This is a genomic window from Pseudonocardia yunnanensis, from assembly GCF_039534065.1.
GTDB lineage: Bacteria > Actinomycetota > Actinomycetes > Mycobacteriales > Pseudonocardiaceae > Pseudonocardia > Pseudonocardia yunnanensis.
Genome location: NZ_BAAAUS010000039.1, coordinates 63,730 through 79,821 on the forward strand (window position 1 = coordinate 63,730; position 16,092 = coordinate 79,821).

General features: G+C 71.7%; 12 protein-coding genes. 10 read left to right on the forward strand and 2 right to left on the reverse strand.

Annotation, left to right across the window (positions count from 1 at the left end):
* Positions 1–5: 5 nt before the first annotated feature.
* The 3 genes from obgE (at position 6) to ABD743_RS32475 (ending at position 4,326) form a co-directional block, all read left to right on the forward strand.
* A complete protein-coding gene (gene obgE, locus ABD743_RS32465) occupies positions 6–1,568 on the forward strand; it encodes a GTPase ObgE (protein ID WP_344726884.1) in 1,563 nt (520 codons plus the stop codon).
* On the forward strand, positions 1,565–2,689 hold the full coding sequence (gene proB / locus ABD743_RS32470) for a glutamate 5-kinase (RefSeq protein ID WP_344726612.1): 1,125 nt from the start codon (positions 1,565–1,567) through the stop codon (positions 2,687–2,689). The genes obgE and proB overlap by 4 nt, the downstream gene beginning before the upstream one ends.
* Positions 2,690–3,078: 389 nt before the next feature.
* Positions 3,079–4,326: a methyltransferase domain-containing protein gene (locus ABD743_RS32475; protein ID WP_344726614.1), complete on the forward strand. Its 1,248-nt coding sequence runs from the start codon at positions 3,079–3,081 to the stop codon at positions 4,324–4,326.
* Positions 4,327–4,340: 14 nt separating this feature from the next.
* Here ABD743_RS32475 and ABD743_RS32480 read toward each other — a convergent pair whose 3' ends face one another.
* A complete protein-coding gene (locus tag ABD743_RS32480; RefSeq protein ID WP_379659461.1) occupies positions 4,341–6,449 on the reverse strand; it encodes a RecQ family ATP-dependent DNA helicase in 2,109 nt (702 codons plus the stop codon).
* A gap of 197 nt (positions 6,450–6,646) precedes the next feature.
* On the opposite strand from ABD743_RS32480, the gene ABD743_RS32485 reads away from it, so the two are divergent.
* From ABD743_RS32485 to ABD743_RS32495, 3 genes are all read left to right on the forward strand, one after another.
* Entirely contained in the window at positions 6,647–7,531 is an 885-nt protein-coding gene (locus tag ABD743_RS32485) for an AAA family ATPase (RefSeq protein ID WP_379659460.1), read from the forward strand.
* Positions 7,532–7,610: 79 nt separating this feature from the next.
* Entirely contained in the window at positions 7,611–9,035 is a 1,425-nt protein-coding gene (locus ABD743_RS32490; RefSeq protein WP_379659462.1) for a vWA domain-containing protein, read from the forward strand.
* A 127-nt stretch (positions 9,036–9,162) separates the two neighbouring features.
* Positions 9,163–10,719: a M28 family metallopeptidase gene (locus ABD743_RS32495; protein WP_344726620.1), complete on the forward strand. Its 1,557-nt coding sequence runs from the start codon at positions 9,163–9,165 to the stop codon at positions 10,717–10,719.
* 9 nt (positions 10,720–10,728) lie between these two features.
* Here ABD743_RS32495 and ABD743_RS32500 read toward each other — a convergent pair whose 3' ends face one another.
* Entirely contained in the window at positions 10,729–11,496 is a 768-nt protein-coding gene (locus ABD743_RS32500) for a maleylpyruvate isomerase family mycothiol-dependent enzyme (RefSeq protein ID WP_344726622.1), read from the reverse strand.
* Positions 11,497–11,639: 143 nt separating this feature from the next.
* Here ABD743_RS32500 and ABD743_RS32505 point away from each other — a divergent pair, with 143 nt between their 5' ends.
* Genes ABD743_RS32505 through ABD743_RS32520 form a run of 4 tightly spaced genes read left to right on the forward strand, consistent with a single transcriptional unit; the run spans position 11,640 to position 16,077 of the window.
* Positions 11,640–12,614, forward strand: a complete 975-nt coding sequence (locus tag ABD743_RS32505; RefSeq protein ID WP_344726888.1) for an ABC transporter substrate-binding protein — start codon at positions 11,640–11,642, stop codon at positions 12,612–12,614.
* Entirely contained in the window at positions 12,601–13,542 is a 942-nt protein-coding gene (locus ABD743_RS32510; protein ID WP_344726624.1) for an amino acid ABC transporter permease, read from the forward strand. The genes ABD743_RS32505 and ABD743_RS32510 overlap by 14 nt, the downstream gene beginning before the upstream one ends.
* On the forward strand, positions 13,535–14,317 hold the full coding sequence (locus tag ABD743_RS32515) for an amino acid ABC transporter ATP-binding protein (protein ID WP_344726626.1): 783 nt from the start codon (positions 13,535–13,537) through the stop codon (positions 14,315–14,317). The genes ABD743_RS32510 and ABD743_RS32515 overlap by 8 nt, the downstream gene beginning before the upstream one ends.
* Positions 14,314–16,077 carry an aminotransferase class V-fold PLP-dependent enzyme gene (locus ABD743_RS32520; RefSeq protein ID WP_344726628.1) on the forward strand — a complete coding sequence of 588 codons (1,764 nt, stop codon included), beginning with the start codon at positions 14,314–14,316 and terminating at the stop codon, positions 16,075–16,077. Before ABD743_RS32515 ends, ABD743_RS32520 begins: the two co-directional genes overlap by 4 nt.
* Positions 16,078–16,092: the final 15 nt, after the last annotated feature.

A 16,092-nucleotide genomic window follows, 5' to 3' on the forward strand; every position in this document is an offset into this window, starting at 1 on the left:
AGTCGATGTCGAAGTTCGTGGACCGGGTGGTGCTGCACGCCACCGCGGGGGCGGGCGGCAACGGCTGCGCCTCGGTGCACCGCGAGAAGTTCAAGCCGCTCGGCGGCCCTGACGGCGGCAACGGCGGGCAGGGTGGCTCGATCGTGCTCGTCGTCGACCCCGGGGTCCACACCCTGCTCGACTTCCACCACCGCCCGCACGCGATGGCCCGCAACGGCAAGCAGGGCCAGGGTGGGTTCCGCGCCGGCGCCAACGCCGAGGACATGGAACTACGGGTGCCCGACGGCACCGTCGTGTTCGACGGCAACGGCGAGATCATCGCCGACCTCGTCGGCGCCGGCACCCGTTTCGTCGCGGCGGAGGGTGGGCGTGGCGGGCTGGGCAACGCCGCGCTCGCCTCGCAGGCCCGCAAGGCCCCCGGGTTCGCGCTCCTCGGCGAGCCGGGGGAGAGCCGCGACCTCACGCTCGAGCTGCGGTCGATGGCCGACGTCGGTCTCGTCGGGTTCCCGTCCGCGGGCAAGTCGTCGCTGGTCGCGGCGCTGTCCGCAGCGCGGCCGAAGATCGCCGACTACCCGTTCACCACGCTCGTGCCGCAGCTCGGGGTCGTCACCGCAGGCGAGGAGGTCTACACCGTGGCCGACGTTCCGGGTCTCATCCCCGGGGCGTCCGAGGGTCGCGGTCTGGGCCTGGACTTCCTGCGCCACATCGAACGCTGCTCGGTGCTCGTGCACGTCGTCGACTGCGCCACGTTCGAGCCCGGCCGCGATCCGGTGTCCGACGTCCAGGCGCTGGAGGACGAACTCGCCCGCTACACCCCGGCGCTGGGCGGCGAGCTGTCCGAGCGGCCGCGGCTGATCGCGCTGAACAAGATCGACGTGCCCGACGCGCAGGAGATGGCCGAGCTCGTCACGGCCGAACTCACCGAGCGCTACGGCTGGCCGGTGTTCCCGATCTCCACCGCGAGCCGCGCCGGGCTCCGTGAGCTGACGTTCGCCATGGCCGAGCAGGTGCGGGCCTACCGCGCCGCCCAGCCGGTGGCCGAACCCACCCGCATCGTGCTGCGCCCACAGGCGGTGGACGACGCCGGGTTCACGATCGAGGAGGACCCCGAGCTGCCCGGCGGTTTCATCGTTCGCGGCTCCCGCCCCGAGCGGTGGATCCGGCAGACGTCGTTCGACAACGACGAGGCCGTCGGATATCTCGGCGACCGTCTCGCGCGGCTCGGCGTGGAGGAGGCCCTCGCCAAGGCCGGCGCGAAGCCGGGCTGCCCGGTGACCATCGGCGACGTCACGTTCGACTGGGAGCCGAGCACGCCCGCCGGTGTCGCCGTGCTGATGTCCGGCCGCGGCACCGACCGGCGCCTCGACCGCGACTCCCGCATCAGCGCCGCCGAGCGCAAGGCAGCCCGCATCGAGCGGCGCAGACCACGTACCGATGCGGAGCTGCTCATGGAGGAGCCGGACGGGCCGGCCGAACGGTGGACCGAACCGGATGCGGATGGCACCTGGGACGACGCCGTGTGGGACGAGCCTGCGGACTCCGGGGATCGGCCCCGGACCGGGCCGTGACTGCCCGGCGACAGCTGGCCACGGCGCGCCGGATCGTCGTCAAGGTCGGGTCGTCGTCCCTGACCAGTCTCAACGGCGGGCTCGATCCGCTGCGGCTCGACGCGCTCGTCGACGCGCTCATCGCCCGCCGCAGCGCGGGCAGCCAGGTGGTGCTCGTGTCGTCGGGGGCGATCGCGGCAGGCCTCGCCCCGCTCGGGCTGGCCCGCCGTCCCCGGGACCTCGCCACCCAGCAGGCCGCGGCGTCCGTCGGGCAGCTGCTGCTTGCGCAGGCCTACGCGGCGTCGTTCGGGCGGCACGAGCAGGCGATCGGGCAGGTGCTGCTCACCGCCGACGACATGATCCGCCGCGCCCACTACCGCAACGCCCAGCGCACGCTGGAGCGCCTGCTCGGCCTGGGCGTGCTCCCGGTGGTGAACGAGAACGACACGGTGGCCACCGATGAGATCCGCGTCGGCGACAACGACCGGCTGGCCGCGCTCGTCGCCCACCTGATCGGAGCCGACGGGCTCGTGCTGCTCTCGGATGTCGACGGCCTGTACGACGGCGACCCGCGGCTGCCCGGATCTCGGCTGCTCAGCGAGGTGGAGGCGCCGACGGACCTCGAGTCAGTGCGGGTCGCCCGCCCGGGCGAGGGGAGCCTCGGGCGCGGCGGGATGGCCACCAAGATCACGGCGGCCGCGATGGCCGCTGCCGCGGGCATCCCCGTGCTGCTCGCGGCAGCTGAGGACGTCAGCTCCGCCCTGGACGCCTCGGAGACGGGTCCCAAGGTGGGCACGGCATTCCGGCCGTCAGGGCGGCGGATGTCGGCCCGCCGATTCTGGCTGCGACACGCGGCGGACGTGCGCGGCTCCCTCGACCTCGACGCCGGCGCCGTGGCCGCGGTGATCGGCCGTCGCCGCTCCCTGCTCGCCGCGGGCATCCACGGGATCTCCGGCGACTTCGTCGCGGGTGATGTGGTGGACCTCGTGGGACCGCACGGCGTGGTCGTCGCACGCGGGGTGGTGGGGTTCGACGCCACGGAACTGCCGGCGCTCATCGGCCGCCGCAGTCGCGACCTGGCCCCCGAGCAGCGCCGCGAGGTGGTGCACGCCGACGACCTGGTCCCCTTGACCACCCCCTGACCCCGATGCCCCCGCGAGCCGCCCGTCCCCGGGCGCGACTCGCCGCTTTCCGCGTGTGAGTTGTCTCCCTGTTTGCGTAAGCCCCCCGTTTCTGATGCGAATCGCCCCTTCCTACGAGAGGCCCGTTTTCCGGACGCACGCCGCTCGCTCGTTCTCGGCAGTCATCGGTTTCCGGGCGTAAGTCGCTGCCCGCTCGCACGAGCCGCCGCCGGCCTGTTTGTCGGGTCGCCGGCCCCCTGCGAGCGGCTCATTCCGGTCTGCGAATCGTCCGCCATTCACACGCGTTGTCCGCCCGCACGCCAGTCTCCTGCTCAGCGTTGCCCACGCTTCGCCTGCGAGTCGGCTGACCCGGGTTGTCGCCACCCCGGCGCCCGGACGAGGATCGGGCGGTGGCTGCCGCCGACCGCGCTCGCGCCAGCATGGTCGACGTCCTCTGTGACGCCGGCCGTATCCGTTCGCCCGCCGTCGAGGACGCCTTCCGGAACGTGCCGCGCCACCTGTTCCTACCCGGGCTCTCCCTCGACGAGGCCTACGCCGACGAAGCGGTCGCGGTCCAGTTCGCCGACGGTGTGGCCACGAGCTCGGCATCCCAGCCGTCCATGATGGCGATCATGCTCGAGCAGCTCGACCTGCGGCCGGGGCAGCGCGTGCTCGAGATCGGGGCGGGCACCGGCTACAACGCCGCGCTGATGGCGCGGATCCTCGGCCCGAGCGGAACGGTCACAGCTGTCGACATCGACGAGGACCTCATCGAGCGGGCCGCTTTCCACCTCGCGAGCGCCGGGGTGGACGGGGTGGAGTTGGTGGCTGCGGACGGCGCGCTCGGCCATCCGCCCGGAGCGCCCTACGACCGGATCGTGCTGACCGTCGGCAGCGGCGACATCCGGCCCGAATGGGTGGCCCAGCTCGTGCCGGGCGGGCGGCTGCTGCTCCCGATCGCCGTGCGGGGGAGCCAGCTGTCCACGGCCCTCGACCTCGGGCCCGACGGGGTGCTGCGCAGCCACTCCGTGCGCAGCTGCGCCTTCATCCGGCTTCGCGGCGTGGGGGCGAGCACGGACGTCGCGACCAGGCTCGACGGCGTCGGCCTCATGTTGCAGGTGCCGGAGGACGGACCCCGGGCGGAGGCGGCCGGCGTGTCCGCGGCGCTCGCCGAACCGGGTGCGTTGCTCACCGTGCCGGTGGCGCTCGGCGCCGCGGACGTGTGGGATGGGTTCGGTCTCTGGCTGGCCCTGACCGAGCCGGGCGCGTGCCGACTGCTGGCGGCCGAGCCGGAGACCGGCCTGCCCGACGACCTGCTGCCCCTCGGTCCGGGCTCCGGCACCATCGCGCTCGCCTCCATGGCCGACGTGCAGCCGCTGGGTCTCGCGATGGTGGTGGCCGGGCCTGGGCGACCGGACGGCCGCGGGCCCGGAGCCGTGGCCGTGCGGGAGTTCGGCAGCGCAGGACCGACCCTTGCCGGGCGGTTGCTCGCCGCGCTCGACCGGTGGCTCGCCGCGGGGCGCCCGGGCGCCGCGGAGTGGCGGATCGTCGCCGTGCCCGCCGGGGCGTTCTACGAGGACCCGCCGCCTGGTGTGGGCGTGGTGCGCAAGGTGCACTGCAGCCTGCTCGTGGACCTACCCGTGCCGGTGCCGAGCTGAGCGGGCTCCTCCGCTCAGCCGGCTTGCGCCAACGCGAACGGCAACACGGCCGACGCCCCTGCGCGGCGCAGCATTCTCGCCGCCACCGTGGCCGTCCAGCCGCTGTCGATCACGTCGTCGACGAGTAGGACGGGCCCGTCGGGGACGGGGAACGCCGGTGGCTCGAACGCCTGCCAGACCGCCGCCAGCCGCTGAGCACTGTTGGAGTGCTCACCGGGCCGTGGCCCCGCAGGGACGAGGCTGCCCAGCAGCGGGAGTCGGCCGATCTCGGCGATTCGACGGGCCAGGTGGTCGAGCTGGTGGGGCCGGGTGCGCGAGCCGATGCCGACCACACCCACGGGGCGCTCGGCCCATCCCCATCCGGCCAGCACCCGGACGCACGCGTCGAGCACGTCCTTGGGAACCGGCGCGTCCTGCCCCGTGACCAGCTCACGCAGCCGGGTGCCCCACCCGATGTCGGACAAGCGCCCGATGACGCGCCCGGTGTCGGCGAGTTCTCCCGCGGAGATCCGACCGGACACCGGCACCCCGAGCTCGGCCATCCCACTCGGCCACTGTTTGCGCGGCGCGACCTCGACCCCGGGACGGGCGAGCCGTTCCTCCGCCGCGGTGGCGGCGCTCGAGTCGACGTCGGTGCTCCACATCGGGCCTGCGCAGTTGTCGCAGCGCCCGCACGGCTGAGCGTCGGGATCATCGAGTTGGCGGCGGAGGAACACCAGCCGGCAGTCGGTGGTGTCGATGTAGTCGAGCATCGCCTGTTGCTCGGCGCGGCGGGCCTCGGCGATGCGCCGGTGGCGCTCCTCGTCGTAGACCCACTCCTGCCCGGTGGCGACCCATCCGCCCTTGACGCGCTGCGCCGCGCCGTCGCTGTCGAGCACCTTGAGCAACATCTCCAGGCGCGTGCGGGAGAGATCGACGCGTGTCTCGATCGCAGCAGTGGAGAGCGACTCGGGCCCGAGCACCCGCAGTGTCTGGCGAACCACCGGCTCCGGCGGGAACGCGAGCGAGGCGAAGTAGGACCAGATGTCGCGGTCCTCCCGGCCGGGCAGCAACACCACCTCGGCACGTTCGACGGCACGGCCCGCACGACCGATCTGCTGGTAGTAGGCCACCGGCGACGCAGGAGCGCCGAGGTGGACGACGAACCCGAGATCGGGTTTGTCGAAGCCCATGCCCAGCGCGCTGGTGGCCACGAGAGCCTTGACGCGGTTGGCGAGGAGATCGCCCTCGGCCGCAAGCCGCTCCGCGGGCTCGGTCTTGCCCGTGTAGGACGCCACCGGGTGGCCGCGCTCGCGCAGGAACTCGGCCACCTCCTCGGCGGCCGCGATCGTGAGCGTGTAGATGATGCCCGCGCCGGGCAGGGCGTCGAGCTGCGCTGCGAGCCAGCCCAGCCGCTGCGCAGGCGTGGGCAGCCGCACGACGGACAGCCGCAGGCTCTCGCGGTCGAGCGTGCCGCGCAGCACCAGCGGCTCCCCGGAGGCGAGCCCCAACTGCTCGGTGACGTCGACGACCACCCGGTCGTTGGCCGTGGCGGTGGTGGCGAGCACCGGAATGCCGGCGGGCAGGTCGGCGATGAGCGCGCGCAGCCGCCGGTAGTCGGGACGGAAGTCGTGGCCCCAGTCGGACACGCAGTGGGCCTCGTCGACCACGAGCATCCCGGCGCTCGCGGTGAGCCGGGGCAGCACGCGATCACGGAAATCCGGATTGTTGAGCCGCTCCGGGCTCACCAGCAGGACATCGACCTCACCGGCGTCGACCGAGGCATAGGTGCGCTCCCAGTCGGCTGTGTTGGCCGAGTTGACCGTGGCGGCGTGGATGCCTGCGCGCGCGGCGGCGTCGATCTGGTTGCGCATGAGCGCCAGCAGCGGCGAGACGATGACGGTGGGGCCAGCGCCCGCGGCCCGGAGCAGCGCCGTGGCGACGAAGTACACCGCCGACTTGCCCCACCCCGTGCGCTGCACCACCAGCGCCCGCCGTCGATCTGCGACGAGCGCGTGGATCGCCGTCCACTGGTCGTCGCGCAAGCGGGCCGATGGACCGGCCAGGGTGGCGAGCACGGCCTCGGCGCGCTGCCGGAGATCCTGCTGTGTCAGATCTTCGTGCGTGGAGGTACCTGTCGTCACGCAACCCATGGTGGACGAGGACACCGACAGCCGGGCGGGCAGGGGAGTCCGGCTGTGGACAACCCGCGTGACGTCTGCCTCCGCGAACCTGCGGATCGTGTCGAGCACCGATGTCGAGGGGAAGCCGCGACCATGAGCAGTGTGCCTTCCTGTCCGGTTCGGGCAACCACTTCGCTCACGGGCGGCCGGGAGGCAGGATGGGGCGGGTGAGTGCTCCCCAGTCCCCGTTGTTCGGCTCGGTCGCTGACGTGGCCGAGCGGCTGGCCGGCGTCGGCTACCTGGCCTCCACCGCCGTGGCCACCACCGTGTACCTGGCCGATCGGCTGGGAAAGCCGCTGCTCGTCGAGGGACCGGCCGGGGTCGGCAAGACCGAGCTGGCCAAGGCCGTCGCGGAGTCGACGGGCTCGGGACTGGTACGGCTGCAGTGCTACGAGGGCATCGACGAGGCCCGCGCGCTCTACGAGTGGAACCACGCCAAGCAGCTGTTGCGGATCACCGCGGGCCAGGGCCGAGAGTCCTGGGACGACACACGCGACGACGTGTTCTCGGAGGAGTTCCTGCTCGCGCGCCCGCTGCTCACCGCGATCCGCCGCACCGAGCCGACGGTGTTGCTGGTCGACGAGATGGACAAAGCGGACGTTGAAGTAGAGGGCCTGCTGCTGGAGGTGCTCTCGGACTACCAGGTCACCGTCCCGGAGATGGGCACCATCACCGCGTCCCGCCGTCCGTTCGCGCTGCTCACGTCGAACTCCACGCGCGAGCTCTCCGAGGCGCTCAAGCGTCGCTGCCTCTTCCTGCACCTCGACTTTCCGGACGCAGACCTGGAACGGCGCATCGTGCAGAGCCGTGTGCCGGAACTGGCCGAGTCGCTGGTGGACGCCCTCGTCCGCACGGTCCGCGTCCTGCGTGGCCTCGAGCTGCGCAAGGCGCCCTCGGTGGCCGAGACGATCGACTGGGGCCGCACCCTGCTGGCGCTCGGGCTCGACACGCTGGACGACGAGACGGTGCGCGCCACCCTCGGCGTGGTGCTCAAACATCAGTCCGACGCGGTGAAAGCGGCAGCCGAGCTGCGCCTGAACTGACCGGGCGCGTCAGGCTCATGGGTCGGCGAGAAGCTGGCCCAGCGGCCCGACGATGGCTCATGATGAGACGGTGACCACAGTGGCCGGCCAGAGGTCGGAGCACGGCCTGCCCGGACATCTCGTCGATTTCGTGGCGGCCCTGCGGCGTCATGGAGTGTCGGTCGGGCCGGGGGAGACGGTGGACGCCGCGCGCGTGTTCGGTGCCCTCGACCTGATCCATCGCGAGCACGTTCGCGAGGGACTCGCCGCGGCCCTGCTGCGCCGGTCCGGTCAGCGGCAGGTGTTCGACACCCTCTTCGAGCTGTACTTCCCGGCCGCCCTGGGCTCCGGTTCCGCGGAGGTCGAGGTGCCCCGCGTGGACGACGTGCCCGACGGGCCCGTGGACGTCGACGCGCTCCGCGACATCCTGGCCGACCTGCTGCGCGACGGCGACACCGAAGCCCTCGCCGAGCTCGCCCGCGCGGTGGTGGACGCGCTCGGGCACTCGGGCGCCTCCGGCACGGGCGTGCGGGGGGCCGGTGGGCAGCCCAGCTGGTCGGCCTACCAGGCGCTGCGGGTGCTCTCGCCCGAGACGCTGCTGGCCCGGATCCTCAGCGACCTCAGGGCGAGCGGCAGCGACGAGGACGCCTTCACCGACGAGGTGCGCCGCCGCGAGATCCGTGATCGCATCGCGGCGTTCCGCAAGATGGTCACCGACGAGGTGCGCCGGCGCACCGCCGAGCACCGCGGACGCGATCACGTGGCCAAGACGGCCGTGCCCAAGCAGGCCGAGCAGGTCGAGTTCCTCTCCGCGCACGCCGAGCAGCTCGCCCTGCTGCGCCGCACCGTGCATCCGCTGGCCCGCCGCCTCGCGTCCCGGTTGGCGGTGCGCCGTAAGCACGCCAAGCGCGGGACGCTGGACATGCGCCGGACGCTGCGCCGGTCGATGTCCACCGGCGGCGTGCCGATGCGCCCGGCGTACCGCAAGCGACGCCCCGGGCGCCCGGAGCTGGTGGTGCTCTGTGACGTCTCCGGCTCGGTGGCCGGGTTCAGCCACTTCACGCTGCTGCTGGTGCAGGCCCTGCGCGAGCAGTTCAGCAAGGTGCGGGTGTTCGCCTTCGTCGAACGTGCCGACGAGGTGACACACCTCTTCGACCCCGGAGCGGAGCTCTCCGGTGTGATGCAGCGGGTGTTGCGGGAGGCCGACCTCGTGGCCTTCGACGGCCACAGTGACTACGGCGGTTCCTTCGGCACCTTCGCGGAGCACTGGGGTGAGGTGGTGACGCCGAAGACCTCCTTGCTGGTGCTGGGTGATGCACGCACGAACTACCGCGACCCGAACCTCGTCGTGCTGAGCCGGCTCGTCGGGCAGGCGCGGCACGCGCATTGGCTCAACCCGGAACCGCGCCGGCAGTGGGGTACTGGCGACTCCGCTGCGCTCCGGTATGGCGAGGTACTACCGATGCACGAGTGCCGCACGGCTGGGCAGCTCGCCGACGTGGTGGAGGGGTTGCTTCCGGTCTGACCTCGAGTCGCTAGCACACGCGTACCCAGCGAGTCCAGTACTTGACCCTGCGTGACGGAACTCGGCATTCTCCTCCGTCAGAGTGATCCACGTAAACGGGTCATCGTTGACAACGGTGGAGTGCCTCATGACCGCAGCTACGGTGTCCCGTCGATCACGAGTGGTTGCCGTGGCAGCCGTTGCCCTCGCCGCGTCGCTGCTGGGCGCCACCCCGGCCGCGGCGTCGTCTGCCAACGCTCCGGGGGCGCAGAAATGCGACACGGTGGAGCAGATCCTGGACTGCGTCTCCGCGGAGGGGGTGCGCGCGCACCTGGCGGAGTTCCAGTCGATCGCCGACGCCAACGACGGCACGCGTGCCTCGGGCACCCCGGGCTACACAGCGTCGGCGGAGTACGTGGCCGAGCAGGCCCGCGACGCCGGGCTCGACGTCAGCACGCAGGACTTCGAGTTCGCGTTCTTCCAACTGAACAGCCAGGCCTTGGCGCAGACCGAGCCCACCTCCGTGACCTATACGGCGGGCACCGACTTCGTCGCGACGACGTTCTCGGGCAGCGGTGACGTGACCGGCACGGCCGTGCCGGTCGACCTTCGGCTGCCATCGACCGGCGGCTCCACCAGTGGGTGCGAGGCCGAGGACTTCGCCGACTTCCCCGACGGGGGTATCGCCCTGCTGCAGCGCGGCACCTGCGAGTTCGGAGTGAAGGCACGCAACGCCGAGGCTGCAGGCGCCGTGGGCGCGGTGATCTTCAACGAGGGCGACGCACCTGATCGCACCGAACTGCTGCAGGGCACGCTCGGCGCGCCGATCGGCATCCCGGTGGTGGGCACCACCTTCGCCATCGGCGAGGCGCTGCAGAACGCCACCGTGCAGTTGCAGGTGGACGCCGTGAGCGAGAACCGCACCACCACCAACGTCATCGCCGAGACGCCGAACGGTGGCGACACCGTGCTGATGGTGGGGGCCCACCTCGACTCGGTGCCGGAGGGTCCCGGCATCAACGACAACGGCAGCGGAAGCGCGTCGATCCTCGAGGTGGCGCGGCAGATGGCCGGGGTGCAGACGGATGCCACGGTGCGATTCGCCTGGTGGGGCGCGGAGGAGCTCGGGCTGCTCGGCTCGCAGCACTACGTGGCGACGCTGCCGCAGGACGAGCGCTCCCGGATCGCGGGCTACCTGAACTTCGACATGGTCGGCTCGCCCAACTTCGGGCGGTTCGTCTACGACGGCGACAACTCCGACGCCGCCGGCGCGGGCCCCGGCCCCGAGGGCTCGGCTGCCATCGAGGACGTGTTCGAGAAGTTCTACGCCGACCGTGGCCTGGCCTTCCAGGGCACCGACTTCGACGGGCGTTCCGACTACGGGCCGTTCATCGCGGCGGGGATCCCCGCCGGCGGGTTGTTCACCGGTGCGGAGGGCGTGAAGACCCCGGAACAGGCTTCGATGTTCGGCGGCACGGCGGGAGCTCCCTTCGACCCCTGCTACCACCAGGCCTGCGACACCGTCACCAACATCAGTGACACGGCGCTCGACCAGAACGCCGACGGGATCGCCTTCGCGACCCTCACACTCGCATCCGATCCGACGCTGATCACGGGCCCGGCCTCTGCGGCACCGTCCGAGCCGGCCGCACCTCCCGCGGGTGGCGGCGGGCTCGCGCACGATCATGGGGGCCTCCGCTCCTGACGACGGCGCTCAGTCGGTGCCGGTACGCAGGGCGAACCGTTCGGCCACCGCGACGTCGCCCGTGACCGGCAGCTCGCCGGCGGGGCGGCGGCGGTAGAGGTAGAGCAGCAGGTCGGACGCGGATCCCTCGATCAGCGCATCCGGCCGCTGATCGGATCGGTCGGTCAGCCGGTGCCACCGAGCGGTGCCGTGCTCGTCCTCGCCGACGGCCCATCGGATGCCGGTGTCGACGGCGGCGAGCTCCAGCGTGCCCCCGACCGCAGCGGCTTCCTTCGTGCGGAACGGGGTGCTGACCTCGAGGAACTCCTCGACGGCATCAGTGGCGGCCGCAGCGTCGAGAGCCTGTGGCCGCCCGACGGCCTGCTCGGCGTCCCAACGGTGGACGGCAGCCTCCTGGACCTGATGGCGCACCACGAAGCCGGCGTCGCTCCGGGCGGCCCACGTGTAGACGGGCTCATCGGGCGCCGCCTCCTGCAGCGACTTCACCAGCCGGGCGGCGCCGGCGCGTAGCTCGGGCACGAGCCGCTCCTCCGCGGGCCGCACGGCCTCGGCGACCGTGGCCGGATTCTGCACGCGCTCGGCCACGACGGTGCCCCAGAACTGCTGCACCTCGAGCAGGTGCCACACCAAGTCGGCCACCGACCACCCCGGGCAACTCGGCACGGGCGCGGCGAGATGGCCCTCCGCCGCATCGGCGAGGGCCAGGGTGTCGGTCTCGATGCGCCGGAACGGATCGAAGTGGGTGACGAGCCCGTAGGCGCTGCGGTGATCAATCACGGCGGGGAACGCTAGCGGGAGCGACCGACAGGAACCGGACCGCGCGCTGATGCTTTCAACCCCGTGTTGATAGCTTCAACACGGGGTTGTAGCGTTTGCGCCCATCCTGCTGCTCCCCGCACCTGGAGGTATCCGTGCCTGTCCTGCCGCAGAAACCGACGGGCCGGTCCCGATCGAGCAGTTTGTGCACCGCCGTGCTTGCCGGGCTGCTTGCCGTGGTGCTCGCCGGGTGCGGTGGCGGCGGGGACGGCGGAGAGGCCGCCGCGCCACAGGCCGCCGGTGGGGGCGGCGCGATCCCCGACGTCACTGCGGTGCTGGCCGGAGTTCAGAAGGATCCGCAACTCGCCGCCATGCTGCCGCCGACGATCGCGCAGGCGGGCGCCCTGGCTCTCGGCTCGAACCTCCAGTCGGCGCCCAACAACTTCTACGCGGCCGACGGCACCACACCTGTCGGCTACGAGGTCGACCTGGCGAAGGCGATCGCGGCGAAGCTCGGCGTCACGGTGAAGTACCAGGACATGGCGTTCGGCTCGCTCATCACGAGCCTCCAGTCCGCCCGGGTGGATCTCACGATGGCCGCGATGAACGACACCGCCGAGCGTCAGAAGCAGATCGACTTCGTCGACTACTTCACGTCCGGCATCACGATCATGGTCCGCAAGGGCAACCCGGACGGCATCACAGGCCCCGACACCCTGTGCGGGAAGACCGTGGCGCTCGTGCAGGGCACGAGCCACCAGGAGTTCGCCACCGAGCAGAGCGCGAAGTGCGTCCAGTCCGGTCAGGCAGCGATCACGATCACCGCCACCGACAGCGACACGCAGAACCAGAACCAGCTGCGCACCGGCCGGGTGGCCGCCATCCTGAACGACCTGCCGAGCGCCGTCTACATCGCCCGCACCGCGGGCGACGGCAACTTCTTCGAGGTCGTCCCCGGCGAGCCGATCAACGGAGGCCCGTACGGGATCGGCGTCAACAAGACCAACACGCAGCTCACCGAGGCGGTGCGCGGGGCTCTGCAGTCGCTGATCACGGACGGCACCTACGGCAAGATCCTCGAGGCCTGGGGCGTCCAGCAGGGGGCCGTCCAGCAGGCAGGCACCAATGCCGGAAGCTGACGTGGAGCAGGGTCGCTCGCTCGTCGTGGGCGAGGAGCTGCCGATCGTCCGGCTCCGGCACTGGGGCCGCTGGATCAGCGGCGCCGTCGTGCTCGGCCTGCTCGCTCTGCTCGGGGTCGCCCTGGCGCAGGCACAGATCGACTACGGTTCCGTTCCCGAGTTCCTCTGGTACCGGGTGGTGCTGGTCGGCCTGCTGAACACGGTGCTGCTCGCCGTGATCGCACAGGGGTCGGCGATCGTGATCGGGGTCGTGATCGCCCTGATGCGCCGCTCGGTCAACCCCGTCGCGCGGTGGTTCGCCGCGGCCTACATCTGGCTGTTCCGCGGTCTTCCGGTGCTGCTCCAGATCCTGATCTGGTACAACCTGGCGCTGGTCTTCACCTACATCTCGATCCCGCTGCCGTTCGGCGGCTATCTGCTGCACGAGCAGACCAACGTGCTGGTCACAGCGTTCGTGGCGGCGCTGCTCGGGCTGGCGCTGAACGAGAGCGCCTATATGGCCGAGATCGTCCGGGCCGGGCTGAACAGCGTGGACGGCGGGCAGGCCGAGGCGGCGAAGTCGATCGGGATGGGCCCGCTGCTGACGCTGCGCCGAGTGGTGCTGCCCCAGGCGATGCGGGTGATCATCCCGCCCACCGGCAACGACTTCATCAACATGCTCAAGGGCACCTCGATCGCCTCCGTCATCGGCGTCACCGAGCTGATCCACGCCGCCAACAACATCTCGTCCAACAACCTGCTGGTGATGGAGACGCTCCTCGCCGCTGCGATCTGGTACATGGTCGTGGTCACGATCGCTGGCATCGGCCAGCACTACCTGGAGCGGGCGTTCGGCGCGGCCGACCGCGTGGGTTCGGCCGGCGGTGCCTGGTCTCGTGCGGCCCGCGCTCTTCGCACCGCCCCCACGGTGAGGAGCCGGGATGTCTGACCCGATCAACGACCAGGCGCCCGTGCTGCGCGCCGTGGGTGTGCGCAAGCGGTTCGGCGACACGGAGGTGCTGCACGGCGTCGACCTGACCGTGTCGAGAGGGAAGGTGGTGTGCCTGCTCGGCCCGTCGGGCGCGGGCAAGAGCACGTTCTTGCGGTGCATCAACCACCTCGAGACGATCGACGGCGGCCAGGTCTGGGTGGACGGGGAACCCATCGGCTTCCGGCTGCGCAACGGGAAGCTGTACGAGCTGCCGGAACGCGACGTGGCCCGCCAGCGCCGCCACATAGGCATGGTGTTCCAGCGGTTCAACCTGTTCGCGCACCGCACCGTCCTGGAGAACGTGGTGGAAGGCCCGACCAGGGTGCTCGGTATGGCGGCCGCTGCCGCTCGCCGGGATGCGCTCGATCTGCTCGACCGGGTGGGTCTCGCCCACCGGGCGGATGCGTATCCCGGTCAGCTCTCCGGCGGGCAGCAACAGCGGGTGGCCATCGCCCGCGCGCTCGCGATGAAGCCGAAGCTGATGCTCTTCGACGAGCCGACCTCGGCGCTGGACCCCGAGCTGGTGGGTGAGGTGCTGGAGGTGATGCGGGCGCTGGCAGCCGAGAACATGACGATGGTGGTCGTGACCCACGAGATGGGTTTCGCCAAGGAGGCCGCCGACGAGGTAGTGTTCATGGTCGACGGCGCGGTGGTCGAGACCGGGCCGCCGGATCAGGTGCTCGGCGCGCCGCGCCACGAGCGCACCCGCCAGTTCCTGGCCAGGGTCCTGTGAGCGGCGACGTCCGCGAGGCCCGGCTCTCGCCCCGCTACCTCGCCCAGTTCGACGAACCGGCCGGGTACCTCGACTTCGCGCGGTTCGGTCCACCGTCGCATGCGGTGCTGGACACCACCGCGCAGCTGCTGGAGCTGTCGACGAAGGCCGGTCCCGCCACGGTCGACGAGCTGATGCGGCAGGAGGTGCGCGCGAAGGCGGCCATCGCGCGGCTGTGTGGCAGCGACACCGACCACGTCGTGCTCGTGCCGAACACCAGCACGGGCCTCTTCCAGGCGGCGTTCAACGCGCCGGGTGGCGAGGTGCTCGTCGCGGCTGCGGAGTTCCCGGCCAACACCTACCCGTGGGCCCGCGCGGAGGCGGTGGGCCGCAGCAGGGTCCGCTGGTTGTCCCCGCCCGACGGGTACGTCACCGCCGATGCGGTCGCCGGCGCCCTGACCGGCGACACCACCGTGGTCTCGGTGAGCGCGGTCGACTTCCGCACCGGCTATCGGGCGGATCTCGCCGCACTCCGTGAGGTGGTGGGCGACCGGCTCCTGGTGGTGGACGGCATCCAGGGGTTCGGTGCGGTCGACGCGCCGTGGGACGCTGCCGACGTCCTCGTGGTCGGTGGCCAGAAGTGGTTGCGAGCGGGCTGGGGCACGGGCTTCGTGGTTCTGTCGGACCGCGCGTTCGAGCGGATGCAGCCGGTGCTCTCCGGCTGGACCGGCGCCCGTGACCCAGGGCTCTTCGACGACGAGATCCACCCGCCTGCCGACACCGCGGCGGCCTGGTCGATCAGCAACCTCAGCCCGGTCACCTCGGGTGCCTTCGCCGCCGCGCTCGAACTGGTCGAGGACGCCGGCATCGCCGCGGTGGAGGGCCGCATCCAGGAGCGTGTCGGGGAGCTGGAGGAGGCGCTGCGGTCGCTGGGGGCGCGGATCGTGTCGGCCACCGGCAGACGTGGCGGCATCCTGGCCTTCGAGCTGCCGGGGCAGCCGGCCGAGCGGGTCGGCGCCGCGCTGGCCGCCGAGGGGATCGCCGCGACGGTGCGCACCGAGCACGTCCGACTATCGCCCCACGCCTCCACCCCGGCCTCGGCCGCGGAGCACGTCCGGTCGACGCTGTCCCGGCTCGAACGGGCTCTGCACTCCTCGTCACGGCCCACGATCGGGTTGTCCGGCGAGGCGTCGCACGGTGTGCTCACCGCGCTGATCCCTGCGGTGTCGGGCCTCGCCACGATGCTCGGTCCGGGCAACGAGGTGGTGCTGCACGACCTGTCGCGACTACCCGACTCGATCATCGCGACGGCGGGCGACGTCACCGGCCGCACCACGGGTGGCCCGATGACCGACCTGTTGCTCGGGCTGGTGCGCCGCGGCACCACGCACGACCTCACCGACTACGAGACACACGGGCCGAACGGGCGCCCCATCCGCTCGTCCACGATCTTCCTGCGGGACGAGGCGGGGGTGGCGATCGGCTGCCTGTGCATCAACAGCGAACGTCCGGCTGCCGCGACCGGTTCTCGCGGCGAGGGAAAGCAACGCGAGACCTTCCCACCGGACGTCGACAGCCTGCAGCGGTTCCTGGTGGACCATGCGATCGACCGCACCGGGGTGCCGGTGGACCTGATGAAGAAGAGCCACAAGGCTGCCGTGGTGCAGGAGCTGGACGAGGCCGGCTACTTCCTGATCAAGGACTCGGTTGACCGGCTTGCTGCCGAGCTGGCCGTCACCAGGTACACGATCTACAACTACCTCAACGAGATCCGCCGATAGCGGGGGGCAGGCGAC

Bases quoted from the DNA above. Each gene is read 5' to 3' on its own strand.
- ABD743_RS32495 (WP_344726620.1), top strand. From the start codon at position 9,163: ATGACCGCAGCTACGGTGTCCCGTCGATCACGAGTGGTTGCCGTGGCA.
- ABD743_RS32510 (WP_344726624.1), top strand. From the start codon at position 12,601: ATGCCGGAAGCTGACGTGGAGCAGGGTCGCTCGCTCGTCGTGGGCGAG.
- ABD743_RS32515 (WP_344726626.1), top strand. From the start codon at position 13,535: ATGTCTGACCCGATCAACGACCAGGCGCCCGTGCTGCGCGCCGTGGGT.
- ABD743_RS32485 (WP_379659460.1), top strand. From the start codon at position 6,647: ATGGGGCGGGTGAGTGCTCCCCAGTCCCCGTTGTTCGGCTCGGTCGCT.
- obgE (WP_344726884.1), top strand. From the start codon at position 6: ATGTCGAAGTTCGTGGACCGGGTGGTGCTGCACGCCACCGCGGGGGCG.